Raw genomic sequence first — 25,861 nt, forward strand, 5'->3', positions numbered from 1 at the left:
AAAAGGAGGCGAGGGGAACCTAGCAGTCAACCCCCGAAACTGAGATGGCCAGGACGAAACCGGGATGGCCCAAACAAAAAGGATGGGCAAGACTAAATCGAGATGCCCAGATGCGACGAGGCCGGAGCATCTGCCCCGGCCTCGTCGCTGCTCTTGTTTTATTGCTAGCTCATGCCCAGCATCTTGTGCCCGAGAGTGAGCAGCAGAACTGCCAGGATGATGCGGTAGATCGCGAAGAGGACAAGTCCATGCCTTCGCACCCATTGCAGGAACCACTCGACGACGCCGAGAGCCACGATGAACGATACAACAAAGCCGATGGCCAGCACGATCCAGCGCTCGGTATTCATCACCAGCGGAGCTGTGGCTTCTGCGACTGCGGGATGATGCAGCACCTCTTTGTAGAGGTCGTAACCGGTTGCGGCAATCATGGTTGGGATGGAGATGAGGAAGCTGAATTCGAGCGCTGCGCCGCGAGTCAGGCCCACGATTTGTGCGGCGGCGATGGTGGACATGGATCGCGATGTGCCGGGGAAGACAGCGGAGAGTGTCTGGCAGAGGCCGATCCAGATTGCCTGCCACAGGCTCATCTCTTCCACGTCACCGATGCCGGCTTCGTGGCGAATTGTCCACGCATCGATCGCCCACATCACGATGCCACCGATCAGCAGGGCCATGGCCATGACTTGAAGGCTTTCGAGATTTTTGCTGATCATCTTTTTCAACAGCAGAGCGGGGATTGCGGTGAAGAGGAACGCAATCAGCGTGAGAGAGATGGGGTGATTCAGAATGGTGCGATTGCCGCTTTCTCCCTTGGGGAAAGTGCGGATGAACTCGATTATCCGGCCCATGAAGAGCAGGCAGAGCGCAAGGATCGCGCCTAACTGGATCACGATGGTGTACATCTTCCAGTAAGCATCGGTCAGGTCAATGTGCAGCAGGGCTTCCGCAATGCGCAGATGCGCGGTGGAACTCACGGGCAAAAACTCCGTGAGACCTTCCACGATGCCCAGAATTACTGACATGAAATAGTTATTCAATCTTCCTCCACCTTCGGTTTCTCCGAGAGGTTTTTAAAAACCGACGCCGTATGCGCCATCCAATGTGTGCGTCGTATTGCAATCCAGCAGACAAATGTTATAAGACAACAGTCCCGGAAAGTCAGATTACAAAAGGGTAATACTGCAGCTTTATCCTGTTCAGGATACCTGAAGGACTTGCAAAACTATTCCGGGAATTCAATCGCGGTCTGAACCGTAGACTGCGATGCCCTGTTCCAGCTTATATACAAGGGCTGCGGCGCGGCTGGTGTAGTCCGACTCAGGGAACTTGGACTGTAATTGCGCCGCTATCTGTTTGGCGCGACTGGCGGCTGCATCGCTCTTTTTATCGTTGCTGTCTGCGGCGTACATATCTTTCAGAACTGCCTGGCGATACGTTGCCTGATAGAGCGCCTGGGCAGTGCGCGGTCCGCTGGGATACTCGGACGCAAATTTTTCGTAATACGCCGATTCTTTCTCCGGGCACTTTTCCTGGCCTTGCCAGTCTCCGCAGAGCTTGTTGTCGATCAACTCAAAGGCAGCCATATCCGCCTGTTTTGAGTGAGGGTAAAGCTTGATGACTTTTTTCATTTCATCTTCGTAGAGCTGCTCGCGAAGATAGGCCTCGCGCTCTTTGGCGGATGGGCGTTTGGAGACATCGGCTTTCTCAAACTGCCAGCGAATATCGGCAGCGCGCCATGCTGCTTCGGCGGCCAGCGGAGAGGTGGGGAAGAACTCCACCAGGCGGCGGTAGAGCAATCGTGCGGCGTGGCCTGCGTTGCGGGGGCCGCGAGCATCTTCGGCCAGAATCTCCATGCTTGCTGCTTCGCCCATCAGTACACGGTCGCCGCCTTCGGTGGTATCGCGCACGATGCCGCGTGCCTGCATCCAGCCGGATACGGGGGGTGGAGCTTCTTCGCGGCCAAATACGGGGGCGTCGCGCTCATCCACTTCTTCTACGTCGGTGTTGGCGAAGACTCGCACCCACGGACCACTGGTTTCGGCAACCACCAGTTCGCGGCCCTCCTGGATGCGATCTACCTTCTGCGATGTTGTATCCGGGGCGACGTAGAGCGGTGTTTCGCGCAGGATGGTTGCCCTGGGGCCTGCGAGTGGCTTCACCTGAGGCTTATCGGCTCCGATAGCGATCAGGGGAGCTGCGATCAGGATGGCGATAGTCGCGGCGAAGCCAAGGGTGTTTTTCACAGTCCAAATCATAAAGGAAGGATGTGAGTAGATCTGTTCGTACTGGGGCAAATTGGTCTTTGATTTGGGTTGAAGGCGAAGGGATGGTGAATTTTGGCTGTGTGGGTGGATGTTTGTGGTGGATGTTTGTGGTGGAACAGCAGATTTCCTTTGGGGATGACGGACAGAACGGCAAGGGCGAGGGCAAAAGAAGAAGCAGATTCCCTTCGAGAATGACAGATAGAACTGCAACTGCAACTGCAAAGACAACAGCTACTGCAAGGGCAACTACAACGGCGACTGGATTTCAGGGGTGTTCGAGTAGTGCTTCGGAGAGCATTTCGGGGGCTACGTTGCCGCCGCTTAGGATGGCTACTGCGTTCCGGTATGGGGGCAGTTCGTGGGCGTGGAATAGCAGTGCGGCTGTCGTTACTGCGCCGCTGGGTTCCGGGACGAGCCGTGTGGTGGCGACGATTGCTCGCATTGCGGCGCGAATCTCGGCTTCGGTAACGGTGATGATGCGATCGACGAAAGCCTGGATATGAGCGAAGTTGCGCACACCCAGACTCTGGGTGCGCAGGCCATCGGCGATGGTGCGGCTGGTGAGTTCTGCCGGCCAGGTTACGATCTCACCTTTGCGGAAGCTTTCGCATGCGTCTCCTGCGAGTTCGGGCTCGACGCCTACAACGAGCGCATTCGGGCATAAGTGCCGGATGGCTGTGGCTACGCCGCTCAGCAGGCCGCCGCCGCTTACAGGGCTTAGGACGAGGTCAACTTCGGGCAACTCTTCCGCAATCTCAAGCCCGCAGGTGGCTTGCCCGGCGATGATCGCTTCGTCATCGTAGGGAGGGATGACGATGTAGCCATGTTTGGCTACGAGTTCTTCTGATTTGGCCAGCCGTTCGCTGGAGGCTACGCCGACTTCGACGACCTCGGCACCGAGGGCGAGAGTTGCGGCGCGCTTGATCGCCGGGGCGTTCGAGGGCATGATGATGAATGCTCTTGCGCCGACTTCGCGGGCTGCGTAGGCTACGCCTTGTGCGTGGTTGCCGCTGGAGAAGGTGATGACGCCGCGTTGGATTTCTTCCTGCGTGAGTTGGAGGATCCTGTTGGCTGCGCCGCGCAGTTTGAAGCTGCCGATGGGTTGCAGGCTCTCGGCTTTGAGCCAGACTTTGCCGACGATGCCGGGAAACGGCGCGCGAATCAGCGGAGTTTTAATGGCGACGCCGGAGATGCGGGCGGCGGCCTCACGTATGGCTTCGATGGAAACTAATGCTGAAGTTACAACGGAAGGGGACATATTCAACCACTGTATTTCATGTGGAATGGACATTTACGCGGGCTCACGGCAGATCTTTGGCGGGGATTTTCTCTTCGGGAGTTTCTGCCTGCCACTGGATGTTGAGGATGCGCCAGTGATTGCCGTCCTTGAAGGCTTCGATGCTGTTGATACCGCGGAGCTTCGCTTTTCCATCCGGAGTGTCGCGAATTTCGTAGGTGCTCCAAAGGTGAGCGATGTGGCCGTAGGTCTGAGCGGTCACTTTGATCTGGCGTTCGTAAAAGGGAGTGCTGCCGCGCTTGGCGACGGCTTCGATCCAGCCATCGAGAGTGACGGTGTGGGGAGTGATTGCGCCATCCTTGGCCTTCAATACGGGAGTCATCCGCGCATCGGGCATCATGAGTTCGCGCATGCAGGAGCGGTCGCGGTTGGCGGGGCCGCTTACGTCTGCGTCGAGTGCCCTGGTCAAATCCTGAAGAGTCGTGGTGGTCGGGCATTTGGTCAGCTTCGGAGTAGGATGGCCGGATTGGGCAGGCGCAGCAGGAGACGAAGCGAAGAGGAGGAGTGCGCTGGCAGCGGTGACGACACAGAGCAAACGTTTCATAGCGCGATTTTACAGAAGGATAAGACCGCTATGTTCGGGAAATGATTTCTAGTTTGCGTATAAGTCCCGGGAGCCTCTGCTGGCTGGCGATGTCAGGCATCAGGTAGCCGGGGAGTGCGTCAAGGAAGATGGGTTGCATTAACAGTTCCTTCGCCGCTTCGGCCAGAAAAATGCGAAGGTCCTGGGTAGTGGCGGCAATTTCATCGAGGAGCGACGGACGGCCATCGATAACGGAAACAAAGTCTTCCAGATCGTGGCTTTCGTAGAAATCCTGCTTGCCACGACTACGAAAGGCTTCGATTTTGGTGCCGAGAAAATAGGGAGCGGTAATGACTCGAATTGATGTTTTGCTGGGCAGGATGAGCTGCTGCGAGTTGTAGAGTGCTCCACGATACCAGCGGTTGCTAAAGCCGAGGACACTTTCCTCTATCGGCATTACATCGAGAATGAGATCGCCATGAAGCCAACGGCATAGTGGTGCGCCGGGACGAGCATCTTCTGTGAATCCACATGCCCGAAGCTGTTCTGAAAAGGCTATGTAATCCAGATACGAAGCGATTTCTGCGATGACATCTACGTCGATTGTTGCTCGGATGGGAGCTCCGCCAGTGTCGGTAAGCAACACTCCCAGTGTTACGCCGCCGACGAAGACGACGCTGTCGAGCAGAGGAAAGAGCCTGGCCGCTACTTCTTCCAGAATGTGCAGATTGGGATCGGGCATCATTTTTTCGTTAGAAGAGGATTCAGACGCGAGGTGAGTTTTTCGACGGCAAGTTTTCGTTCTCGGACTCGGTCGCCACGGATAGCGTCGAGCAGGGCCAGCATTTCGTAAAGTTCCGGATCCTGCAGTGCGGCTTTGGGTACTTGTTTATGGAGTGGAATTAAGGCAATTCCGCGAACGGTACCTTCCGCATAGGGCCAGACGGGCGGAGGTTCTCCACTATCGAGGAAATGAGATTTGAGCGGTTCGGCAGCGATACCCGTGGGAATTCCGCGGGTTAGCGAGCCCCGTTCGGCGGGAAATACATACCGGAAGCCATGAGCAAGAAACTCAAGAAGACCGGCACGATTCACGCGCTTCTCAATATCTGATTTGTATAACAAGCCTGCGACGGTACATCGAGTCAGGGACTCGGAGACTTCGGATGGAGGCAGGAATAGTTCGGCGGCAAGCTTGACGGACGGTACGCGAAGCTCTTTCTGGCGAGAGAGCTTGAGTAGAAGCATTATGTCAAGACCGTTAATCATAGACATGATGATTATGTCAAAAATATTTGGGATTTGCCAAATGGCAAATCCCAAATCCTAGCTCCGAAACGATGTTCGGCTGCTTTTCTCTGAGTGCAGATAAAGCCTAGATTTCCATCACTACGGGCATCACAAGGGGGCGGCGGCCTGTTGTTTTTTGGATAAACCGTTTCAGTTCTACGCGGACCTTTTCTTTGACCATGCCGTAGTCGCTTTTTTCTTCAGCGCTCAGGCCGTCAAGGCTACGCAGGACTACTTCGCGTGCTGGTTCGGTGATATCCGCGCCGGCGAAGCCACGCATTACGACTTCTGGAGCGCGTTCCACCTGGCCGGTATGTTTATTGATCGCCAGAACTGCGAGTACGATGCCGTCTTCAGACAGGGTGCGACGATCTTTGATTACCAGATCTTCGACCACGTCGATGCTTGATCCGGAGTCGATCAATACACGTCCAGCGGTGACTTTGCCGTTCTTGCGCGCGGTGTTGTTGTCCAGTTCGAGTACGTCTCCGTCCTCGATCACGATGGCCTGGCCGATTGCGCCGGTCTCCGTGGCTACCTGGGCGTGCTTGCGTAAGTAACGATAATCGCCATGCACGGGGATGAAGAACTTGGGCCGAACGAGATTGATCAGCAGCCGCATCTCTTCCTGACTGCCGTGGCCGCTTACGTGGATCAGTCCCTGGGAACCGTCGTCGTAAATGACGTTTGCATCGCGGCGGCTCAGGTGATCGATGACGCGGAAGATGCTCTTTTCGTTGCCGGGAATCACGCGTGAACTGAGCACGACGGTGTCGCCCGATTCAATGCGCGCCTGCTTGTGTGTATCGACTGCAGCACGGCTCAGGGCGCTCATGGGTTCGCCTTGCGTACCGCTGATCATGACGAGCAGCTTTTCGGAAGGGAAGTCTTTCATCTGCCCGGGGTGAATGATCAGGCCTGGCGGGATTTCGAGATAGCCCAGGTCCTGCGCAATCTCGGTGCTCTCGTTCATTGAGCGGCCGATGACTGCGACCTTGCGGCCATGCGCCTTTGCCAGTTCAAACGCGATACGAATGCGGTAGATCGACGAGGAGAAGCAGCTGAAGAAAAGCTTCTTCCTGGTGCGGGAGAAAATCTCATCCAGCCGAGGCTTCACAGACCATTCGCTGGGCGTGTAGCCGGGGCGCTCGACGTTGGTGGAGTCCTGCAACAGGGCCAGTACGCCGCGCTTGCCGTATTCGGCAAAGGTATGCAGATCAAAAGGCTTGCCGTCTGGCGGCGACAGGTCGATCTTGAAGTCGCCGGTATGAATGATTACGCCGACAGGAGTATCGATGGCCAGTGCGACGCAGTCCACAAGTGAGTGGGTTACGCGAATCGGCTCGATCGTAAATGGCCCGATGACGAACTTCTGCTTGGGCTGGATCTCGATCAGTTCGATCTGGTCGGTGAGCTTGTGCTCTTCGAGCTTGCCGTCCACGTATGCCAGAGTGAACTCGGTGCCATAGACAGGAACCTTCAGTTCGCTCAGGATCCAGGGCAGGCCGCCGATGTGGTCTTCATGCCCGTGGGTGAGCAGAATTCCGCGTACATGCGCTCTATTTTCAATCAGGTAAGAAATATCAGGGACGACAACGTCAACGCCAAGCAACTCTGATTCCGGAAACATAAGGCCGGCATCAATGACGATAATGTCGTCTTCCCAACGGAGCGCCATGCAGTTCATTCCGAACTCGCCAAGGCCGCCCAAGGGGATGATTTTCAGTTTTTTCGTTTGCATCGTGTCACTCTCGATGCTAACACCTGCGCCTATGCTGGATGTGGTTTACGTTTTCACGGCGCGGACATGGGTTGTTCCGCGCGCCGCATGTATTGAAGATCAATACATGCGGCGAATGTGTCAGCGCAGGAAAGCCAGCATAGGAAGATCAGCGCAGCAGGTCTTCGAGGGCGGTGCTGAGGTCGGTTTTTTCGTCGCGATACTTTACGATCACCGGGGCGTAGAGGCTGAGGCCCCATTCGGCGCCTTTGCCGCGGCTCACGGCGCGTGAGCCTGGAACGACGACGGCGCCCTCGGGAATGATCAATGGCAGTTCTGGAGTGGCGCGCAGGATCTCGCCTTTTACCAAGTCAAATACAGGAGTGCCACGGGTCAGGATGGTTCCGGCGGCCAGGACTGCTCCCTTGCGCACGATGGTGCCTTCGTATACGCCGGAGTTGCCGCCGACGAGCACGTCATCTTCGATGATCACGGGAGTTGCGTTTACCGGCTCAAGTACGCCGCCGATCTGGGCTGCGGCGCTGAGGTGAACGCGTTTCCCAATCTGCGCGCATGAGCCAACCAGTGCGTGCGAATCGACGAGAGTGCCTTCGTCTACGTATGCTCCGGTGTTGATGTACATGGGAGGAACGCAGATGACGGAGCGCGCAACGAATGCTCCGGCGCGGATGCTGGAGCCACCGGCAACGACGCGTACTCCGTCGGCAGGGGTGAAGCGGCGAGCGGGATAAGTATCCTTATCGACAAAGGAAAGGCCGAGGCCTGGCAGTTCGGCCAAAACGCCGACGCGAAAGCCGAGCAGAATGCCCTGCTTGACCCACGCGTTGACGCGCCAGCCTGAGGCGGAGGCGGCATCGGGCTCGGCGGAGCGCAATTCTCCCGCTTCGAGCGCGGCTCGCAATTGAAGAAATGTTTTGAGGGCTTCCGGACGGGTTATAGGGTCTGTGGCGGCAGCAGGGTTCGCGAAGAACTGCTCAATTGGTTGCTGAAGTGGATGTACGGTCATCGATCTTGAGTTTAGCAACTCTGCTTCGCCGTCGCCGCTCGGTGATGATGGAGACAACGGGCGTGGGCCTCAATTGGGAGATTGCCGGCAGGGTTTTATGTGGGATATCTGTACGGGTTGTTCCCTGCGATATCTGTTCGTTCGGTGCTGTTTCCAGTGGTTGCAGCCTGAATGCATTTGGGCCGGAGGGAATCAGGGAAAGCTGCGCGGTTCGCGAGGCGAGTTTTCCGCTGGTGCGTTTGGAGTCAAGCCAGCTACTCAGGCGCAGATCATGAATTACTGGGCGGTCCAGCCAGAAGGAGGGATCGAGGGTGCAGACAATGCGCAAGTGATCCAGTTCCAGCTCGACGAAGAATGTGCCGTGCGGGAAAAACTGATGTGCGTTTTCGGTACCGACGTGTAAACCAACCACTCCTGGGCGCTTGTCTTGCGTAAGAACGACCATTCCAACCTCTATCTGGAGCGCTATAGAACAGAGTCTATGAAGCTGACGGGTAAAGGTGCTCGACCGAAGAGTAACTGAAGGGTAACTGAGGTTCCAGGGTTTCAGTTAGGAAAATGATGTTAGCATTTTCCGATTCAAAAACGGGATATCTCTGCGAGTACTTGGGTAACTGCAAAGATAATCGGAGAATCGAGGCCAGTATACCCGGCCTCGATTCTCCGACGTTAAATTTTGATTGAGATTGTTTACCGCGTTTACATTTTTGTTTAAGCGCAAAAACTGATGGCGTATTGGGTATCGCGCATTTCTTCCCGCTTAATGGGTTGTAAACGAAAGGCATGATCCCCGGCGGGAATCATTGCGACAGGCGCTGGGCTGGCGGCCAGCTTTCCATTCATACGTTTTGCTTCGAGCCACGAGTCGAGCCGCTCATCATGGATCTCCGGCTCTCCATCCCAGAATCGTGGATTCAGCGTACACACTATCCGCAAGTGATCTAATTCAAGTTCAACAACCGGCACATCTGGCGGGAAAAGCCGTTGCACATTGCCGTCTCCGACATGCAACCCCGTCATCCCCGGGCGCATACCTATTGCCTGGACAACCATAAACCACCTCTGCCTTGGGAAGGTCTGAACAAACCCAGACATTTATTACGATGCTTGAATCCAGAAAAGAGGCACACATAAGGTGTGTCATTTTATACAGCATTCACGGAAAAATGCGGCGCCGTTTTCGGCGGCGCGAAGGTAAAGGTTTTCATTTGTTTGAATCCCGTTGTAACTACCTTCGCGCTTGTTACAACCGGGCTTGTTACAGCCGCACTGGTTATAACTCTGCCCTTTGCAAGCGCTTGTTGCTAGAACATTCGCATATCGCCTTCGGGCAACGGGGCATCGCGCAAGAGACCTAACTCTCCTGCAAGCCGCTCCAGACGCTGGCGGGTAGCTCTTGTCGGCTCTACGAGGGGCAGGCGAACGGTGGATTCGCAGCGCCCCATCAGGTTCAACACGGACTTCACCGGTCCGGGATTAGACTCCCAGAAGTTGGCTTCGAAGAGACGGGCGTACTTGCGATCAATTGCCCGGGCGAGATGCCAGTCGTTGCGCAGGGCTGCGCGGACCATGCGCGTTATCTCGGTGGGCGCTTCGTTGGAGGCCACGCTGGCCAGGCCATGCGCGCCGATACCGATGGCTGCAAGAGCCAGATTGTCGTCTCCGCTGAAGATCTTGAATCCCTGGGGCACGGTGTGGACGAGAGCCGCTACCTGGGATAGCTGTCCACTGGCCTCTTTTACCGCCTGGATGTTTGCTGCTGTCTCGGCAAGGTGGACTACCGTTGCCGGTTCAAGATTGACGCCGGTGCGGCCGGGAACGTTGTACAGAACCACGGGTATGGGATGAACAGCGTTCGCGAGGGCGAGGAAGTGCTGATACTGGCCGTCCTGCGAGGGGCGATTGTAGTACGGATTCGCGGAGAGGATAGCGTCGACGCCACGAATGCGCGCGAGTTTTTCTGCCTTCTTGACCAGGGAGCGGGTGGAGTTGTGGGTGCATCCAGCCCAGACGGGAACCCGGCCGGCTGCTGCTGAGATCACGATTTGTATGACGTCCAGCCATTCCTCGTCTTCGAGGGTTGCTGCCTCGCCGGTCGAGCCGCAAGCCATGAGGAAATCGATGCCGGAATCAATCTGCCAGTTCACCAGCGCGCAGAGCGCACGATCGTCGATCGATCCATCGGCCCGAAAGGGCGTCACTATTGCCGTACCGCAACCTGTAGTTTCCATCTCTATTTTCCTGTTCCAGCTTCCAGTTTCAGCCATTGCCGCAAGGTGAGTTTACAACGGATGGCTTCGTCTTCGGTCCAATTGCCGACACGGATTGTGGCGTCTGGGCTGTGCCTGTGTCGGTATCGGAGTGCCCGGTTTCGGCGCAGGGCTGTCATCTCTTGATTCAAAGGCGTTTGGCTTCTTTATGTTGGCCGGTGAGGCGAAAGATCGAACTGGGTTCCTCGGAAGAAGCCTCGTATTCGCCGTCCGGCTGGTTATTGAGGATTTCCCGGTCGGCTGCATCATCCTCGGCGGATAGCGGAATGGGGCCAGCCCACAGTCTTGCCCAGCGCTGATTTTTCTCGAACAGGTCTGCGAATTCATGGTTCGCGTAGAGCACGTCCAGTTGGCCGGGTCTTCGGGCGAAGCTGCTTTCCATATGCCGGATGAGGGATTTGATCACGGGCTCGCGAAAGGGATTGAACATGTACGCCAGGCAGGGAGTGGCAGGGAACTCGAACTCGATGGCGTCCTGGCAGACAATGCGCATCGGGCAGCGAGCCCGCGCGGAGAGATTCCATTTGTCGATATTTTTCTGGGCGGTTGCAGCCAGAACGGGATTGAGTTCGACGCCGATAACTTCTCGAAAAGGCATTCGCGCCGCCAGCAGCATGGCTCGCCCCATGCCTGCGCCGAAGTCGATGAATGTGTAGTCCTGCGACGGGGCAACGAGAGAGGTGGATCGCCAGCGCGCGCACAATTCTCGAAAAACCGAGGGAGCTATGCCGTAATATGCGGTGCTGTGCCGGTCGTGAGCGTGCCCGGTTCCGAGGTGGCGTCCGCTGACGAGGCCACTGGTCTGAACGCCATGTTCAACGTCAAAGGGATGACGAGTGAAGCCATCCTTGATCGTTAGTCCAGGCAGGAGCCGCTTGCGTCCCATAGTCGGTACTCCAGCAGTCTCAGACTACAGCTTGTCGCCCAGAATTTTGTCGACGACTTCGCGGAACTCCCACACGCCATTTTTATCGTGAAGCCACTCCGCCGCGAGCACTGCGCCTTCGGCAAAACCGCGGCGGCTGAATGAGTCGTGGCGCAACTCGACCAGGTCGTTTTCGCTGCGGGCCGTGACGGTGTGCAGGCCGGTGGCATCGCCTTCGCGTTTGGATGTAATCTCCACCTTCGCGTCGGGCTGGGCCGTTTGGATGATCTCTCTCAGAGTGATTGCCGTGCCTGAGGGAGAGTCCAGCTTGGTGGTGTGGTGTATCTCGGCAATGTCAAAGGTGTAGCCCTGCAGCTTGGCGAGCTCGGCCGTGAGCTTGAAGAGCTTTTGCACGCCGATCGAGTAGTTCGTACCATAGAGCAGAGCACCGTCGCGGCGAAAGGCCAGAGCTTTCATTTCGCCCAATTGCGCGTACCAGCCGGTCGTTCCGACGACCACGCGTGCGCCGAGAGCGAGGCAGGCACGGATGTTTTCGACCGCGGCATCGGGCGTTGTGAAATCCAATACGACGTCGATGTTCGCCAGGGTCGGTGCGGTGAGAGCGCTTGCGCCGTGGTTTTCGCGATAGTCCAGTACGCGCACGGAGTGGCCGCGCTCTCTCGCTATTTGCGCTACGAGGCTACCTGTCTTGCCTTTGCCTAGAACGAGCAGCAACATATCTCTCTCCTATTGCGCCTGAGTTGTTGGAACGGTTGGAATCGTTGGTTGCGCTGTAGCCTGGCGAGCCTCGACATCGAAAATCGCGGGGTCGGGATCCTGAAAGAAGGCTGAGTGCAAGGATCGCACTGCTTCTTCCACGTCCTCTTCTTCAATCATGAAACTCATGTTGATCTCGCTGGCTCCCTGCGAAATCATGCGCACGTTGACGTGCTTGATGGCGGTGAAGACCTGCGCGGAGATACCCATCTGGCCGCGAATATCTTCGCCAACCATGCAGACCAGGGCTTTTTGCCCCTCGTACTTCACGTCAGCGAGTTTGCTTAGATCGTCGGCAATGGCGGGCAGCTTGTCGTTTGAATCCACGGTGAGCGAAACGCTGACTTCGCTGGTCGAGACCATATCCACAGGGCACTGGTGCTTGTCGAAGATATCGAAGATGGATTTCAGATAGCCGTGGGTCATCAACATACGGCTGGCTACCACGTCGATGATGGTCAGCTTCTTTTTGACTGCGATGCACTTGAACGGGCTGCGGCAATGCGGGGCCAGTGAGATGATCCGCGTGCCTTCGTTGGTAGGGTTGCGCGAGTTGAGCACCAGCACCGGAATGTTCTTCCGGACTGCGGGAAGGATGGTTGCCGGATGCAGGACCTTGGCGCCGAAGTAGGCCAGCTCCGCAGCCTCTTCAAAGCTGATCACCTTGACCCGCAGTGCGTCGGGGCAGATTCGGGGGTCAGTGGTCATGATGCCATTGACGTCGGTCCAGATCTCGATGGATTCGGCATGAAGCGCGCCGCCGATCAGCGCGCCGGTAAAGTCCGAGCCGCCGCGACCGAGGGTGGTTGTAATCCCCGCTTCATTGCTGCCGATAAAGCCGCCCATCACGGGAACTCGTCCAGCCTCAAGATGGGGCCGCACTTTTTCCGCACAGCGCGCCTCGATCAGCGCGTCCAGCGGAATAGCTTTCTGGAACTGCGAATCGGTGATGATGACTTCGCGGGAATCGATGTGGACTCCGTCGATGTCGCGCTCTTTGAATGCCTCGGCGATCATGAAGCTGGAGAGGCGTTCGCCATAGCTGACGATGAGGTCGGAGATGCGCGGGGTGAGTTCGAGAATGGCGGCGAGGCCACGAAGAATCTCGTCGAGCGCGTCGAACTCACGTTCGATTGCGCTCTGTAGTTTGCCGCAACTCTGAGGATCTTTGACCAGGGCGGCAGCGGTGTCTCGATGACGGCTGCGCAGGCGCGAGCTGATGGCCAGTGCTCCGGTACGATCTCCGCGACTGGCTGCGGCGGCACAGGCCAATAACTGGTCGGTGACCTTGGACATGGCGCTAACGACGACGACAGGTCGTTTCCCTGCGGCGACTCTTCCGGCTACGATTCCCGCGGTGCGATTGATTGCGGTTGCGTCCTCGACGGACGTACCGCCAAACTTCATAACCACCAAACTCATCAGGATTATCCCGTTCTTCTATGCCTGTGCCGCAGCGGCAACGGCCAGAGGCTCCAACTTGCCAAGACTCAAGAGCAGCTCAGCATTCACGATAGCGGCCCCGGCTGCTCCGCGGATGGTATTGTGCGAGAGCACAGTGAACTTCCAGTCCAGCAATCCGCAGGGACGCAGACGGCCCACGGTTGCGGCCATTCCCCTACCACGATTTTTGTCCAGGCGAGGCTGCGGACGATCTTCCGCGGCGACCCACTCGACTGGTTGCGCGGGCGCGGTAGGCAGATTCTGACCTTGCAGTGGATGGAAGTCTGCCCATGCCGACAGCAGTTCTTCGCGTGTCGCGGGCCTGCTCAACTTGATGGATACGCTTTCCGTGTGGCCGTCCTCGACGGGAACGCGGTTGCAGTGCGCGCTCATGCGTGCCGCCAGGGGCACGATGGAGTCGCCTTTGAGGTGGCCGAGGAGCTTGAGCGTTTCTTCTTCCATCTTCTGTTCTTCGTTCTTGATGAACGGAACCACGTTGCCGAGGATGTCCATCGAGGGCACACCGGGGTAGCCTGCTCCGCTTACCGCCTGCATGGTGGTGACGAAGATCTGTTCAATGCCAAAGCGTTCCTGAATCGGCTTGAGCGCCATGACCAGCCCGATTGCAGAGCAGTTGGGATTGGTCACGATGTAGCCGCCGGATTGCTTGCGCCACGTCTGATCTTCGATCAGGTGCAGGTGCTCGGCGTTGACCTCGGGAATCACCAGCGGCACATTGGGATGCATGCGGAAGGCGCTTGAGTTCGAGACGACGGCGCAGCCAGCCGATGCGAACAGCGGCTCCAGATCGCGAGCAATGTCGGTGTCCAGTGCGGCGAAGATGATTTTGGGAGCGCCGGCGGGGTCAGCCGGCGAAATAATCATCTTTGCAATGCGCTCCGGACAGGGAGTATCGAGGCGCCATTTGGCCGCGTCCTCATACACTTTGCCGCTGGAGCGGTCGCTGGCCGCAAGCCAGGTGATCTGGAACCAGGGATGGTTCTCCAGAAGCTGAATGAATCGCTGCCCGACCATTCCGGTCGCGCCTAATATGCCAATTTCTAGCTTGTTTTGCATAAGTGTGGACTCTTCAGTGTACAGGAGAGTTGCACCCGCAGGAATGCGGGAGAACGGATCCGCTTGAATCTACGATCCACTGGCCATTTTTGAGCCACTGTTCGACCGTGATTCGGAAGAAACTTGCAGGCGCGGAATCAAAGATCGCTTCCGCTATGCCGACTTCCCGTTACTAATCTAATCTGGACCATTCAAGGCCCTAAGCAGCCCCTGTAAAGCAGACAATCAACTCGGCTCGTGCCCTAAACTGGTCGTCAGGGCATGTTGCAAGCATTCGGAAAGGTTCGTATGAGACACCCAGACCTTGATGCCGCTCACAAGCATTCGAGTCGTCACCGAGCCGAAGTGGAGGCAAGCACAGTCTGCGGCTGCTTCTATTGCCTGAGCACGTTTCCTCCGACGGCCATCACTGGCTGGATCGATGATGGGCAGACGGCACTTTGCCCCAGATGCCCGGTTGATGCTGTGCTTGGCTCAGCATCGGGCTTGCCGATCACGAGTGACTTCCTAGAGCGTATGCACAATCGCTGGTTCTGAGAGCGGGCCAACTACTTCCGAGAAGCCGACTTATAGTTACCAAGCGTAGTTACTGAAAACGTAATTTTTCGGAAACGATTAATCCTCAGCGTGATATAGAGGTGCAACCACACATCAATTGCTTAGCTATCTTTCTGGCATGCCGATGCTGCTGCGCCTGATGTACTATGCGATGGTATGAACCGAGTCAAGATGACAATCCAACTGGCAATCGCGTATTTGGCTTTGGCCACAGCATCCGTAGCACAAACGGCCGTTTATGGCCACAATGACAAGTATGCACTGCCTGACAGGAGCATGACCCCCGGAGCAGTCAATCCTGCTATCGTTGGTGATCCATCGGGCAAATCGATCATCGTCCAAGGTGTTGAAGCGAATATTTGTGCCAAGGGATTTACCCCCCATCCATACATGAAAGTGACCGAGACCATTAGGAATCAGGTATGCGAAAAATATGCAGGAAAGGGCTGCTCCAATCTGACGAACGGACGAATCAATCGTCTGATTCCGTTGGAAATTGGCGGAAACGATACGATTGAAAACCTCTGGTGGCAGCCAGAACCGGATTTTGCCGCGAAGGACGAGACAGACAACAATCTAAAGTCCTTGGTGTGCTCTGGCAAAATCAGCTTGACCACTGCGCAGGCAACCGTGAAGGCCAATTGGGTCAACAGCATGTGGGTCACCCAATCTTTACGAAAATGTAAGAACTGCACGGTCACGATAGCGCCGCTAATTAAGACGTCAAAATAAGAAAGGTATGTGGCCACGCTGCCCAAAACTTGAGCAGCGGAGACGCTTTCAGCAGCAATGGGATTACTCCTCATAAACGCTCGTATCGTCATTTGCGGATCGCTGACGACAAGCTGACTTGTCGGGACTAACATACACTCATTCATAAATCTCGAATGTCGTGGCGAGTTCTAAATTTGTCTGATTCTTATTGGTTATCAGTTCGATAAGAACATGCCACGCATCGCAACATGACTTTACGGATCGAATCTTTGTACGCGATTCGATTGTGGCGATATTCATCAGAGCAATTATGTTGCTGTGATGAAGCTTGCAGTCGTAGCCGCGAAACTACCCAGAGGAGCATTTCGCATGTCGAAGTCTTTAGAAAACAAACTCGCACTTGTAACCGGATCATCACGCGGTATTGGAGCAGCGATCGCTATTCGTCTCGCTGCCGAGGGCGCTTACGTAATCGTCAACTATGCTGCAAGCCCCAGTCGCGCAGCAGAGGTCGTGGCAGAAATCACCAAGGCCGGCGGCCATGCTGAAGCTGTTGGAGCCGATCTTGGAAGCGCGGATGGCCCAAAGACACTCATTGCATCCATCGATAAGGCCTTCGATGGCAAGTTCGATGGTCGGCTCGATGTCCTCGTCAACAATGCCGGTACGGTGGAATTTGGACCGTTTCTGGAGTCTTCGGATCAGTCCTACGACAAGCATTTCAATCTAAACGTTCGGGCACTCATCGAACTATCCAAAGATGCGGCGAAACGTATGACGAAGTCCGGCTGGGGGCGCATCATCAACATCGGATCCGCGTTCGGCGAAGCAGCACCTCTTCCGGGCGTAACGCTGTACATCGCTACTAAGTTCGCCGTTCACGGATTTACACGCGCCCTGTCACGCGAGCTGGGTTCGACCGGCGTGACTGTCAACGGTGTTCAGCCCGGACCGATCGACACGGAACTCAGCCCTGATGACAATGGCCCTGCCGCGCAGACGATGAAAAAGCTCACAAGCGTCGGTCGTTTCGGCAAGGCTGAAGAGATTGCTTCTGCCGTGGCCTTCCTTGCCAATCCTGAATCGGCTTTCATCAATGGTGAGAATCTTACTGTCGATGGCGGTTGGAACGCCTAGCTTGATGTGCGGCGCGCTCCACGTGCGCGCCGCACGTTAGCTTTCGGTACGACAGGCTGTCGCCAATATGCGGCGTGCATAGTTTGCAATCTCTTTGCGTTCGTCCTCGATCAACCTGACGAAAGTGGGAAGGACAGTAGATTGTGAATTCCTGGGCCACGCCACAACAAGATCAGCCCTGTACTGGTCGGGCTGCAAGCGCAAAAACCGCACACCCTCCGAGCGAAGATTCAGAGTGCACATCGGAACGATCGCAACTCCTTGTCCTGCGCCGACAAGCGTAAATGCTGTCTGCGGCATATCAACCTCATACTCGATCTTTGGTGAGAAACCACGTTCCTGGCACATGCCGAGAATCGCGTCAAAGATGGTTGGTGCAACGTCACGTTGAAGAATGATGAAAGGCTTCTCCGAAAGGTCTTCAATCTTCATCTTCCTGCCTGCGAACGGATGACCTTCAGGAACTGCGACAAGAAGCGGCTCACGGATGATTGTCTTTACATGCAGCTCACGCGCTAACTTCTTCGCGAAAGGCGGTCGTGTGATGCCTATGTCGATTTCGCCTTGAGAAAATGCCACTTCCTGCTGAGGAGGAGTCATCTCACGAAAGAGCAGTTTTACTCCAGGGAGAAGCTCCTTGTACTGCCTCACGACGTTTGGAAGAAATCCATAAGTAGCGACGCTGCAGAATCCCAGGGACAGAGTTCCGATTTCACCGCGGGCGGCACGTTGGGCAGCCTCCATCGCAAGGTCGGACTGCTTCAATGTTCGAAGCGTCTCCTGATAAAAGACCTCGCCCTGAGGCGTCAATCGTGCCGTTCTACCGGAACGCATAAAAAGCTTGATGCCAAGCTCCTGCTCCAACTGAGTGAGTGTCTTGCTGATCGCCGGCTGAGAAATATGCAGGAAGCGCGATGCCTCCCGAAATCCCTTCTGCTGTGCGACGGCGACAAAGTAACGAAGATGCCTTAGTTCCATTGATAACCCATGTCTATCGGTACGATTGCAACTTGGAGTATTTTAGATCACTCTCTATACCACTCTACTCGCCCAAAAGAGTCAACAAATTGCATGAGAGAAGTTAAGTGCGTCAGTACCGGCAAACGTACTTATCGTTCGTGATCCTGTGCCTATGAGTACATTGGCGGTAAATCGCAAAGCCATGTAGTTGTCGCTTTCATCATGTTTGCTTGTTCTTTCTCCTATTGACATTCTTTATGAGCGTTCTCTAAACTCCTATCGTCATTCAATAGGAGCGCGACGAGTGGAACGAAATCAGGCAAATCTTCTGCAGGGCACGTTGGACCTGCTCATACTCAAGGCAATCGGCGATGACGAATTTCATGGCCTGGGTATTGCCCGGCGCGTTGAGCAGATCACCGAGGACACGTTCAATGTCAGGCCAGGATCGCTCTTTCCCGCTCTTCACCGAATGGAAGAAGCAGGATGGCTGAAATCTTTCTGGGGCGAGTCGGAAAATAACCGCCGCGCTAAATATTACCGGCGCACAAAAGCAGGCGAGCGTCAGCTCGGAGTCGAAACAGAACAATGGACGATCATCTCCCGGGCCATCGGCCACGCGTTGAAGACGACATAAAGAGAGCAAATCGTATGTGGTCCCAGATCAAAGCGGCGTTTCGAAATCTACTGCACATTCAACAGGTTGAGTGTGAACTCGACGACGAGATTGCGAGCTACGTCGCTGCAGTAACCGAGGAAAATATCGCCTCGGGCCTCGCTCCTCAGGAGGCTCGCCGCCGCGCGCTTGCTGAATGTGGCGGGACCGAGCATGTGAAGTGGGCTGTCCGCAATGGCCGTGCCGGAACACTCATCGAATCCCTCCGCGAGGACATTCGCTTTGGGATCCGCCAGTTGCGCCGAAACCCCGCTTTCGCCTGGACCGCAATCCTCACGCTTGCGCTCGGCATCGGAGCGACGACCGCAATTTTTTCCGCAGTCTACGCGTTGCTGCTGCAACCACTAACTTATCCAGGCTCAGATCGGCTGATGTTTATCTATCAGCACACAAAATATGACGACATATCCGCTCTGCTCAATCAGGATTTCATCGCAGCGCAGCCTACTCTGCGGTCGTTTGAGTCGGTGGCTGGATATCTCGATTACGGAGACCAGAATCTGACTGGCGCAGGTGCCCCGATGCGCGTGTCGGCGATGCGGGTGACCGCCAACTTTTTCCCCACGCTGCGCACGTCACTCACGCTGGGTAGAAATTTTCTGAGCAGTGAAGACCGCAAGGACGGCCCAGCCGTGGTGATCCTGAGCCACCGTCTCTGGCAGAGCAGGCTGAACAGCGACCCTGCAATCATCGGCCGCACCATCATGCTCGTTGGAAAAGCGCAGACGGTGGTCGGAGTTCTGCCCGCACACTTCATCTTTCCCGACTCGGCAACCGAGCCCGATCTCTATGTTCCTGCAGATATAGACACGGATACGAGTCTTCAAACGACCAACGTCTCGGTCTACATGGTGATGACAATAGCCCGGCTTCGCGACGGCGTAACGCTGCCCAAGGCGCAGGCGGAGCTCAATCTCTTTGAACAAAACCGGGTGAAAGGCTACGGCCCGTTTTTTGTGAACTGGGCCGAAGGCCGCAAAATTCTTGCCCAGCCGCTGCAGCGTTATCTCACAGGAGACGACCGCGAGCCGCTCCTCATCCTGTTGGCCTGCGTTGCCGCTGTGTTGCTCATCGCCTGCGTGAACGTAGCCAATCTGCAACTGGCGCGTACCGTCACCCGCGAGCCAGAGATGGCGCTGCGTGGGGCGCTCGGTGCCAGTCGCCTGCGCCTTATCCGGCAGTCGCTGGTTGAAAACCTCACGCTCTCGGCTATCGCTTCTGTGCTCGGCCTGGCCATCGCCTCCCTGGCCGCATGGCTCATCCGTCATAGCTGTGCGCCGGGCGAATTCTCTTCCGGTTCAGCGGTTGCGGATCTGCTCCAGGCACCCTTCGGCAAGCTGAGCGCTGCCGTTGAAGTCAATGGCTGGGTTCTTGCATTCACCGCAGGCCTTGCGCTCCTGACCACAATTCTCTTTGGCGTTGCTCCGGCCATCGGCTCTTCGCGCGCCGATCTTCGCACGTCGCTTCAGGGTGCAGCGCGCGGCGTCTCCGCGGGACGGCAGCAGCGTCGGTTGCGCAGCGTTTTGCTCGCGTCAGAGATCGGCCTTGCCGTGCTGCTGCTCACCGGCGCGGGCCTGTTGATTCGCAGCTTTGCGCATGTGCTTCAAAACGGTACCGGGTTTGATCCTCGCCAGTGTCTAACTGCAAAAGTGCAGCGCAATTTTTCCGAGGATCCCAAAAAGACGAGAGCCTTTGCGCAACAAATACTGCCACGGCTCAACGCGCTCCCCGGCGTACATGCCGCGGCTATCGGCAGCCTGCTTCCGCTTGAACACAACTACCGGAACAGGACTCTAGCCTTCGGTGACGGACCTCCGCTTCCCGTAGGACAGCGCCCCGGCGCCTCCAGCATCAGCATTAGTCCTGAATATTTCGCGGTGACCGGCACGCGCCTGCTTCAGGGCCGCACCTTCACCGATCAAGATAACGCCGACGCCGTTCCCGTTGCCATCGTCAATCAGGCGTTCGCCCGGAAGTATTTCGACGGCAACGTGCTCAACAAACAATTCAGAATCAACCTCAACGGCCACAACATATTCACCCCGATCACCGCTGTCGGCATCGTGCAGGATGTCCGCTACGACGGCCTCGAAGCGGATGTTAAGCCTGTCATCTATCTGCCGTTTGACCAGGTGCCATATTCCGAGGTCAACATCCTGCTGCGCACCGGCGTCGAGCCCGCTTCGCTTACCGCGGCCCTGCGCAAAGCTGTCATCGACACGGACCCCACGCAGCCAGTGTTTGATGTAGTAACAATGAAGAGCCGCCTCTCGCAGTCGCTCGCCCAGCGGCGGCTCATCATGCTGTTGATTGCAGTTTTCGCGATGCTGGCGATGATCCTGGCTGGAGTGGGCGTGTACGGCGTATTTTCCTATTGGGTAAGCCAGCGTCGGCAGGAGATGGCAATCCGTCTCGCGCTCGGCTCATCGCGCGGTGAACTGTTACGCCTCATCGTTTCGCAAGCCCTGCGCCTGATCCTGGCGGGCATCGTCGTAGGCATCGCGGGCGCATGGTTCCTGGACCGTCTTCTCGCCAGCATGTTGGTCGGCATCCAGGTGCATGACCCGCTATCGCTCTCGCTGGCCGGGGCACTCATGACGCTGGTTGCGCTGGTGGGATGCGGCCTGCCCGCCAGAAACGCAGCCCGCACCGACTTAATTTCCATACTCCACTGCGAATAGGGCCTTTGGATATCAGTGGTATTGGGCCTTGCACTTATCATTACCGATTTTGTCTCTATGCTTTCTCGAGCACGAGATGGGTCGCGTACTCCGAAGTCTGGCGCTTGGTCACGGAAAACCCCAATGCGTGAAGATCCAGACCATCGAACAGCGGCTCTCCTTGACCGAGAAGAACGGGTACCGACGCGATGTGGAGAGAGTCGATCAGGCCAGCTCTCAGATACTGTCGCACTGTGGCCACGCCGCCGCCGATCTTGACGTCTTTGTTTCCGGCCGCCTGCATTGCAAGGGCCAGCGCCTCTTCAATTCCGCCCGTCACAAAGTGGAAAGTGGTTCCTCCTTCCATCATCAAAGATGCACGCTCGTAATGTGTGAGAACGAAGGTGGGCGCGTGGTACGGTGGATTCTCACCCCACCAGCCCTTCCATGAGTCGTCTTGCCATGGACCGCGCACCGGACCGAACATGTTGCGGCCGAGGATGAAGGCACCGAAGTTCTCCATCGACTGGTGAGCGAACACATCGTCGACATCGCCTTTGGTTCCATCCTCTCCCCCATGCATGGAGCGAAAGCTCTGCGTGTGAAAGAACCACTGAAATATCTCCGGTCCGCGCTTACCCAGCGGATCGGCCAGGGTCTGTTCGATCCCAGCGCTGAAACCGTCCAATGAAACACCAAATCCCGCTATTCGAACCTTCGACATCGCAACACTCTCCGTTAATATGATCTTCCTACTCTGCTCCTGGCCGGTATGTCAGCGTGCGGTGACCTTGCGCCGTCGCTGCTCGCTTGCCTTCATCATTTCAGCCAGATCGCCCGTTGGCCGTATCTCGAATATCGACCCATACTTCACGGCAGGATGCTCCGCCATGAGTTGAATTGCGTGATTCATGTCCCGCGCCTCAAGTACGAGGATGCCACCGAGCTGTTCCTTAGTTTCCGCATAGGGGCCGTCAGTCGTCGCGACCTTGCCGTTCTTCCAATACATGGTCAACGCTGTTTCAGACGGTTGAAGGGCTTCTCCGCCAACCCAGTTCCCGTTCGCGCGCAAATAGTCGTCGTAGTCAAAGCATTCGTCGAACATCGCGTTGAGCTCGTCTTCGGTCATTGTCGCGTGTTTAGCCGGTTCGTAGTATCCCAAACAGATGTATTTCATAGGTCTCTCCTTTAAGTTGGCTGCCAGTAGCGCAACCCGCGCTACTGGATTGTTCACCCTATAGTCGTTGGGCAAAGGGAAAATCGACAGCAGAGCTAGTTTTTTCAATTCCGCTATTTCAACTCCTCGAGCCTCCTCGAAAGAAAGCGGCGTTCCGGCTCCTGCCGAGCCCCGTCCCGAAGCAGGGCAAGGGCCTTTTCATACGAAGCACGGGCCTCCGGAAGCCGCCCTAGCCTGCGACACAGATCCGCACGAGCGGAGTGGACGAGGTGATAATTGGCGAGTTCCTCGCGCCCCAGAAGGTCGTCGATGATGCCAAGCCCCTGCTCAGGACCTTCATACATGGCGATAGCAACGGCACGGTTGAGTTCCACGACCGTAGACGGCTGAACCCGCATCAGCCGGTCGTAGAGTAGCGTGATCTGCCGCCAGTCCGTGGACGCCGCTGAGGAAGCCTCAGCGTGAACCGCCGCGATGGCCGCCTGCAGTGTGTATGCACCGAAACGGCGCGATCGAAGAGCGCTTTCGGTGAGCGCGATGCCTTCGGCGATCTGGGCTGTATTCCAAAGAGCGCGATCCTGCCGGTCCAGCAGAATCAGCTCTCCTTCCGCAGAGCTTCGAGCGGCGCGGCGCGATTCCTGCAACAGCATTAGCCCCAACAGGCCCATCACCTCGGATTCCGGAAGAAGGTCCAGTCCCGGAACATCCAGGAGCAGCCTACCCAGACGGATCGCCTCGTGACTCAATCCAGTTCCTGTTGCTTCCGCTGAATAACCCTCGTTGAAGACCAGGTACACGACCTGAAGTACGGCCCCCAACCGCGCCGATAATTCCTGCGACACTGGCACCTGGTAAGGAATCGCTTTATCGCGGATGACGGCTTTCGCTCGAACGATGCGTTGAGCAAGCGTCGCGGGTGTAACCAGAAAAGCCCGGGCTATCTCTTCTGTTGTCAGACCGCAGACTTCACGCAGCGTGAGCGCAACCTGCGCCTCTGATGGCAGTGCGGGATGGCAACAGGTGAAGATGAGACGAAGACGATCGTCCTCGATCTCCTCTTCCTGGGGCGCTTCATAGACACGCGCTTCAAGTTGGCGTGCCAAGTCACTCTGTGCGGCGTCGAAGCGCGCCCGCCGCCGCATTGCATCGATGGCCTTGAATCGCCCAGTCGATATGAGCCAGGGGCGCGGCTTGTCCGGAAGGCCGGTCTGCGGCCATGTCTCCAGGGCGGCAGCGAAAGCCTCGTGCATGGCCTCTTCGGCGAGATCGAGGTCGCCGAGCAAGCGCATCAGCGTAGCTAGAATTCTGCCCGATTCCGACCGGTAAAGAGTCTCTATGGTCCTACTCAGATCTTCGGGCGCATTCGGCGGCATGCATGTCAAATTAGCAAACGGGCAGATTCAACACAACTGCGGTTGGCTGTTCCTCAACCCACCTTCCCGTACTGGCTAATGCGATTTGTATTCATATAAAATTTCCGCCTTGGCAACAGGATTCCTGGACTCATTCTTTCTCTAACCGCTTGCAATCTCAGAGGTGGTCTGTTCAGTTGAGTTGTTCTGAGGTTCCGCCCCAATCCTCTGGGAGCACGTCAGCTACTGATTGAGAAAATGTCCAGGAGTGGCCGGCAAGATCCTCGGCAACATACTGCCGCTCTCCGTAAGGATGGGTGGATGGTTCCTGCGTAATTCGTGCGCCGTGCGCCCGAGCGCGAGTGCAGTGGGCGTCTGCGTCGTCGACTCGGACGGTGATCGAGTGGCCGAGGCCGACAGGGCCGCCAATCTCATGGGGACGAAGCTCTCTTACGATGACTGCACCCTCTCCCACGTTGAGCTGAACGCGGTGCGTGCCAACCCGTAGCCGTATTGAATATGCGAACGCCTTACACAGCCACGCCGCCGCCTCATTTGCATCAGGATAGGCAAGAACCGGGATTACCGTGACACGGGGTATGGATCGGTTCGAAATCATTTGCAAGCTCCAAAATCCTGAGGCTATGACTAGGGTGACTCTGTACAGCGTCTCATCTTACCTCGCTCCATCACCGTCCATCCACAGCCTTCGCGAGACCGACGTACAAGCCACCCTCCCTTGCGGATTCGGGCCGATGCCATCCCCGAGAACAGGCCAAGTCACTCATTGACTCCGCACTGGGCCGCATTTGAATATTGGTCCTCATAAACGCCGTTGTCGTCAGTGATCGCTCACTGGCGATAAGTCGACGTATCGGTACCGATTAGCCGCGTGCAGGAAGGAATCCGGCGGAAGTAATAGTGCGGCGGCTGGCATGCCATGCTGCACCGTCGGACACCGCCGTATTCTACGAGGAACTTCGGGTGACGCTAGCTACGGCCCGCACCGTTCCGTCCCTCGCACAAAACAGGTAAGCGTCTCTTTGAACCTCAGCATGGAAGGCGGCAGCTTGGTCGCCGGCAGCGCGTGAGGGTTTTCGAAGACGGCAAAGCGATATTCGAGTCCCTCCCGTGAACCGGTCGAGACTGCATGGAAGACGCCAAAGCCACCGATATTCTCGTACTGATTGTTCTACTTTAGACCGGGCTGGAGTCGTCCAGGATCTATTCTCAAAATGTGTAGGAGTCGATAGATGGACAGTCCTGTTGTTTGGTTTCCCCAGATATGTGAGGCTACCTGTGAGATGCCTCGCCTCGCCGCCCTGGACGTTCTTGATTCTCTGAGTGACGAGGCGTTTTCGAAAGAGTATGCAGCGCGATCCATGCCTTTTCTACTGCGGCTGGGTGCGTTAAAGTTCTCTGAAGCGGAGATCTTAGGTCTGCTGCAAGGGGCCTACGGCGATCAGACCGTGAACGTCCGTTTCGGCAATATGGCAGATCCGGGTAGCTACCTGAATCGCCGCGAAGAAGCGATGCCCCTAAGAAATTTCATTGGGGAACACTTCATGCAGGTAAACGATGCCGGGACGGCCTATGCCGCCGGCACCGTGATACCCGTCGAGATGGCGCGCGATCTCGGGGTCCCTTTTCCGATGTTCTACCCTGAGTATTTTTTCAATGAGCCACGGATGTGGATGGGTAAGAAGGGAACGGTGACTGCCCTGCACAAGGACATCCCGGACAACTTCTCGTTCGCATACTTCGGTGCCAAAGAATGGCTCCTCTATCCGCCAGCCGATTTTCCTTATCTATACATGATTCATCCGAACCCGAATGCACTTCCAGACTTCGGGGTCAGCATGGTTAACGCAAAGTCTCCGGATGCGACGCGCTTCCCGGAGTTCTCGAAGGCTACACCGATCTCCATCACGCAGCGTGCGGGCGATCTGCTTTATGTGCCTGCGGGGTGGAGTCATTTTGTGGAGAACCACGAAGACTCTCTGATGATGAATTTCTGGCTAAGACGCGGAAGATCCCCTGCGGTGTTAGGCAGGGACCGATGACAGGGGTT

26 protein-coding genes are annotated in these 25,861 nt (G+C 56.5%); 6 read left to right on the top strand and 20 right to left on the bottom strand.

Annotation, left to right across the window (positions count from 1 at the left end; translation table 11 throughout):
• Nucleotides 1-164: 164 nt before the first annotated feature.
• The 15 genes from OHL19_RS07015 to asd all read right to left on the bottom strand — a co-directional run bounded on the left by OHL19_RS07015 (nucleotide 165) and on the right by asd (nucleotide 14,556).
• The gene (locus OHL19_RS07015; protein ID WP_263356930.1) at nucleotides 165-1,025 is read right to left on the bottom strand and encodes an undecaprenyl-diphosphate phosphatase; all 861 of its coding nucleotides are present in this window, start codon (nucleotides 1,023-1,025) and stop codon (nucleotides 165-167) included.
• A 213-nt stretch (nucleotides 1,026-1,238) separates the two neighbouring features.
• The gene (locus OHL19_RS07020; RefSeq protein WP_263356931.1) at nucleotides 1,239-2,246 is read right to left on the bottom strand and encodes a tetratricopeptide repeat protein; all 1,008 of its coding nucleotides are present in this window, start codon (nucleotides 2,244-2,246) and stop codon (nucleotides 1,239-1,241) included.
• A 286-nt stretch (nucleotides 2,247-2,532) separates the two neighbouring features.
• A complete protein-coding gene (locus tag OHL19_RS07025; RefSeq protein ID WP_263356932.1) occupies nucleotides 2,533-3,525 on the bottom strand; it encodes a threonine ammonia-lyase in 993 nt (330 codons plus the stop codon).
• A gap of 43 nt (nucleotides 3,526-3,568) precedes the next feature.
• Nucleotides 3,569-4,108, bottom strand: coding sequence for a hypothetical protein (locus OHL19_RS07030; protein WP_263356933.1), 540 nt, complete (start codon nucleotides 4,106-4,108; stop codon nucleotides 3,569-3,571).
• A gap of 28 nt (nucleotides 4,109-4,136) precedes the next feature.
• Nucleotides 4,137-4,832 carry a hypothetical protein gene (locus OHL19_RS07035; RefSeq protein WP_263356934.1) on the bottom strand — a complete coding sequence of 232 codons (696 nt, stop codon included), beginning with the start codon at nucleotides 4,830-4,832 and terminating at the stop codon, nucleotides 4,137-4,139.
• Nucleotides 4,829-5,362, bottom strand: coding sequence for a hypothetical protein (locus OHL19_RS07040; protein WP_263356935.1), 534 nt, complete (start codon nucleotides 5,360-5,362; stop codon nucleotides 4,829-4,831). The genes OHL19_RS07035 and OHL19_RS07040 overlap by 4 nt, the downstream gene beginning before the upstream one ends.
• A gap of 100 nt (nucleotides 5,363-5,462) precedes the next feature.
• Complete coding sequence (locus OHL19_RS07045) at nucleotides 5,463-7,118, bottom strand: ribonuclease J (RefSeq protein WP_263356936.1); 1,656 nt, start codon at nucleotides 7,116-7,118, stop codon at nucleotides 5,463-5,465.
• Between the two features lie 148 nt (nucleotides 7,119-7,266).
• A complete protein-coding gene (locus OHL19_RS07050; RefSeq protein WP_263356937.1) occupies nucleotides 7,267-8,124 on the bottom strand; it encodes a 2,3,4,5-tetrahydropyridine-2,6-dicarboxylate N-succinyltransferase in 858 nt (285 codons plus the stop codon).
• Complete coding sequence (locus OHL19_RS07055; protein ID WP_263356938.1) at nucleotides 8,093-8,569, bottom strand: hypothetical protein; 477 nt, start codon at nucleotides 8,567-8,569, stop codon at nucleotides 8,093-8,095. Before OHL19_RS07055 ends, OHL19_RS07050 begins: the two co-directional genes overlap by 32 nt.
• Nucleotides 8,570-8,835: 266 nt before the next feature.
• On the bottom strand, nucleotides 8,836-9,177 hold the full coding sequence (locus OHL19_RS07060) for a hypothetical protein (RefSeq protein WP_263356939.1): 342 nt from the start codon (nucleotides 9,175-9,177) through the stop codon (nucleotides 8,836-8,838).
• Between the two features lie 251 nt (nucleotides 9,178-9,428).
• Nucleotides 9,429-10,355: a 4-hydroxy-tetrahydrodipicolinate synthase gene (gene dapA, locus OHL19_RS07065; protein ID WP_263356940.1), complete on the bottom strand. Its 927-nt coding sequence runs from the start codon at nucleotides 10,353-10,355 to the stop codon at nucleotides 9,429-9,431.
• 166 nt (nucleotides 10,356-10,521) lie between these two features.
• Nucleotides 10,522-11,280: a class I SAM-dependent methyltransferase gene (locus tag OHL19_RS07070; protein WP_263356941.1), complete on the bottom strand. Its 759-nt coding sequence runs from the start codon at nucleotides 11,278-11,280 to the stop codon at nucleotides 10,522-10,524.
• A gap of 24 nt (nucleotides 11,281-11,304) precedes the next feature.
• A complete protein-coding gene (dapB, locus tag OHL19_RS07075) occupies nucleotides 11,305-11,997 on the bottom strand; it encodes a 4-hydroxy-tetrahydrodipicolinate reductase (protein WP_263356942.1) in 693 nt (230 codons plus the stop codon).
• Between the two features lie 9 nt (nucleotides 11,998-12,006).
• Nucleotides 12,007-13,458: a lysine-sensitive aspartokinase 3 gene (gene lysC / locus OHL19_RS07080; RefSeq protein ID WP_263356943.1), complete on the bottom strand. Its 1,452-nt coding sequence runs from the start codon at nucleotides 13,456-13,458 to the stop codon at nucleotides 12,007-12,009.
• 18 nt (nucleotides 13,459-13,476) lie between these two features.
• Nucleotides 13,477-14,556 carry an aspartate-semialdehyde dehydrogenase gene (asd, locus tag OHL19_RS07085; RefSeq protein ID WP_263356944.1) on the bottom strand — a complete coding sequence of 360 codons (1,080 nt, stop codon included), beginning with the start codon at nucleotides 14,554-14,556 and terminating at the stop codon, nucleotides 13,477-13,479.
• A gap of 288 nt (nucleotides 14,557-14,844) precedes the next feature.
• Here asd and OHL19_RS07090 point away from each other — a divergent pair, with 288 nt between their 5' ends.
• From OHL19_RS07090 to OHL19_RS07100, 3 genes are all read left to right on the top strand, one after another.
• Nucleotides 14,845-15,093 (top strand): cytoplasmic protein, encoded by a 249-nt coding sequence (locus tag OHL19_RS07090; RefSeq protein ID WP_263356945.1) that lies wholly within the window; start codon nucleotides 14,845-14,847, stop codon nucleotides 15,091-15,093.
• A 192-nt stretch (nucleotides 15,094-15,285) separates the two neighbouring features.
• Entirely contained in the window at nucleotides 15,286-15,846 is a 561-nt protein-coding gene (locus OHL19_RS07095; RefSeq protein ID WP_263356946.1) for a hypothetical protein, read from the top strand.
• 351 nt (nucleotides 15,847-16,197) lie between these two features.
• Nucleotides 16,198-16,965: an SDR family NAD(P)-dependent oxidoreductase gene (locus tag OHL19_RS07100; RefSeq protein WP_263356947.1), complete on the top strand. Its 768-nt coding sequence runs from the start codon at nucleotides 16,198-16,200 to the stop codon at nucleotides 16,963-16,965.
• A 36-nt stretch (nucleotides 16,966-17,001) separates the two neighbouring features.
• On the opposite strand, the gene OHL19_RS07105 is transcribed toward OHL19_RS07100, so the two are convergent.
• Nucleotides 17,002-17,943: a LysR family transcriptional regulator gene (locus tag OHL19_RS07105; protein WP_263356948.1), complete on the bottom strand. Its 942-nt coding sequence runs from the start codon at nucleotides 17,941-17,943 to the stop codon at nucleotides 17,002-17,004.
• Nucleotides 17,944-18,229: 286 nt separating this feature from the next.
• Between OHL19_RS07105 and OHL19_RS07110 the strand changes: the two genes are divergently transcribed.
• Complete coding sequence (locus tag OHL19_RS07110) at nucleotides 18,230-18,562, top strand: PadR family transcriptional regulator (RefSeq protein WP_263356949.1); 333 nt, start codon at nucleotides 18,230-18,232, stop codon at nucleotides 18,560-18,562.
• 14 nt (nucleotides 18,563-18,576) lie between these two features.
• Nucleotides 18,577-21,282 carry an ABC transporter permease gene (locus OHL19_RS07115; protein ID WP_263356950.1) on the top strand — a complete coding sequence of 902 codons (2,706 nt, stop codon included), beginning with the start codon at nucleotides 18,577-18,579 and terminating at the stop codon, nucleotides 21,280-21,282.
• 55 nt (nucleotides 21,283-21,337) lie between these two features.
• Here OHL19_RS07115 and OHL19_RS07120 read toward each other — a convergent pair whose 3' ends face one another.
• From OHL19_RS07120 to OHL19_RS07135, 4 genes are all read right to left on the bottom strand, one after another.
• On the bottom strand, nucleotides 21,338-21,985 hold the full coding sequence (locus OHL19_RS07120; protein WP_263356951.1) for a dihydrofolate reductase family protein: 648 nt from the start codon (nucleotides 21,983-21,985) through the stop codon (nucleotides 21,338-21,340).
• Between the two features lie 51 nt (nucleotides 21,986-22,036).
• Complete coding sequence (locus tag OHL19_RS07125) at nucleotides 22,037-22,438, bottom strand: YciI family protein (protein ID WP_263356952.1); 402 nt, start codon at nucleotides 22,436-22,438, stop codon at nucleotides 22,037-22,039.
• Nucleotides 22,439-22,551: 113 nt separating this feature from the next.
• A complete protein-coding gene (locus OHL19_RS07130) occupies nucleotides 22,552-23,811 on the bottom strand; it encodes an RNA polymerase sigma factor (RefSeq protein ID WP_263356953.1) in 1,260 nt (419 codons plus the stop codon).
• A gap of 172 nt (nucleotides 23,812-23,983) precedes the next feature.
• Entirely contained in the window at nucleotides 23,984-24,409 is a 426-nt protein-coding gene (locus tag OHL19_RS07135; protein ID WP_263356954.1) for a VOC family protein, read from the bottom strand.
• Nucleotides 24,410-25,043: 634 nt separating this feature from the next.
• On the opposite strand from OHL19_RS07135, the gene OHL19_RS07140 reads away from it, so the two are divergent.
• Entirely contained in the window at nucleotides 25,044-25,853 is an 810-nt protein-coding gene (locus OHL19_RS07140; protein ID WP_263356955.1) for a cupin-like domain-containing protein, read from the top strand.
• The last annotated feature ends 8 nt before the right edge of the window (nucleotides 25,854-25,861 follow it).

Source organism: Acidicapsa ligni (assembly GCF_025685655.1).
GTDB lineage: Bacteria > Acidobacteriota > Terriglobia > Terriglobales > Acidobacteriaceae > Acidicapsa > Acidicapsa ligni.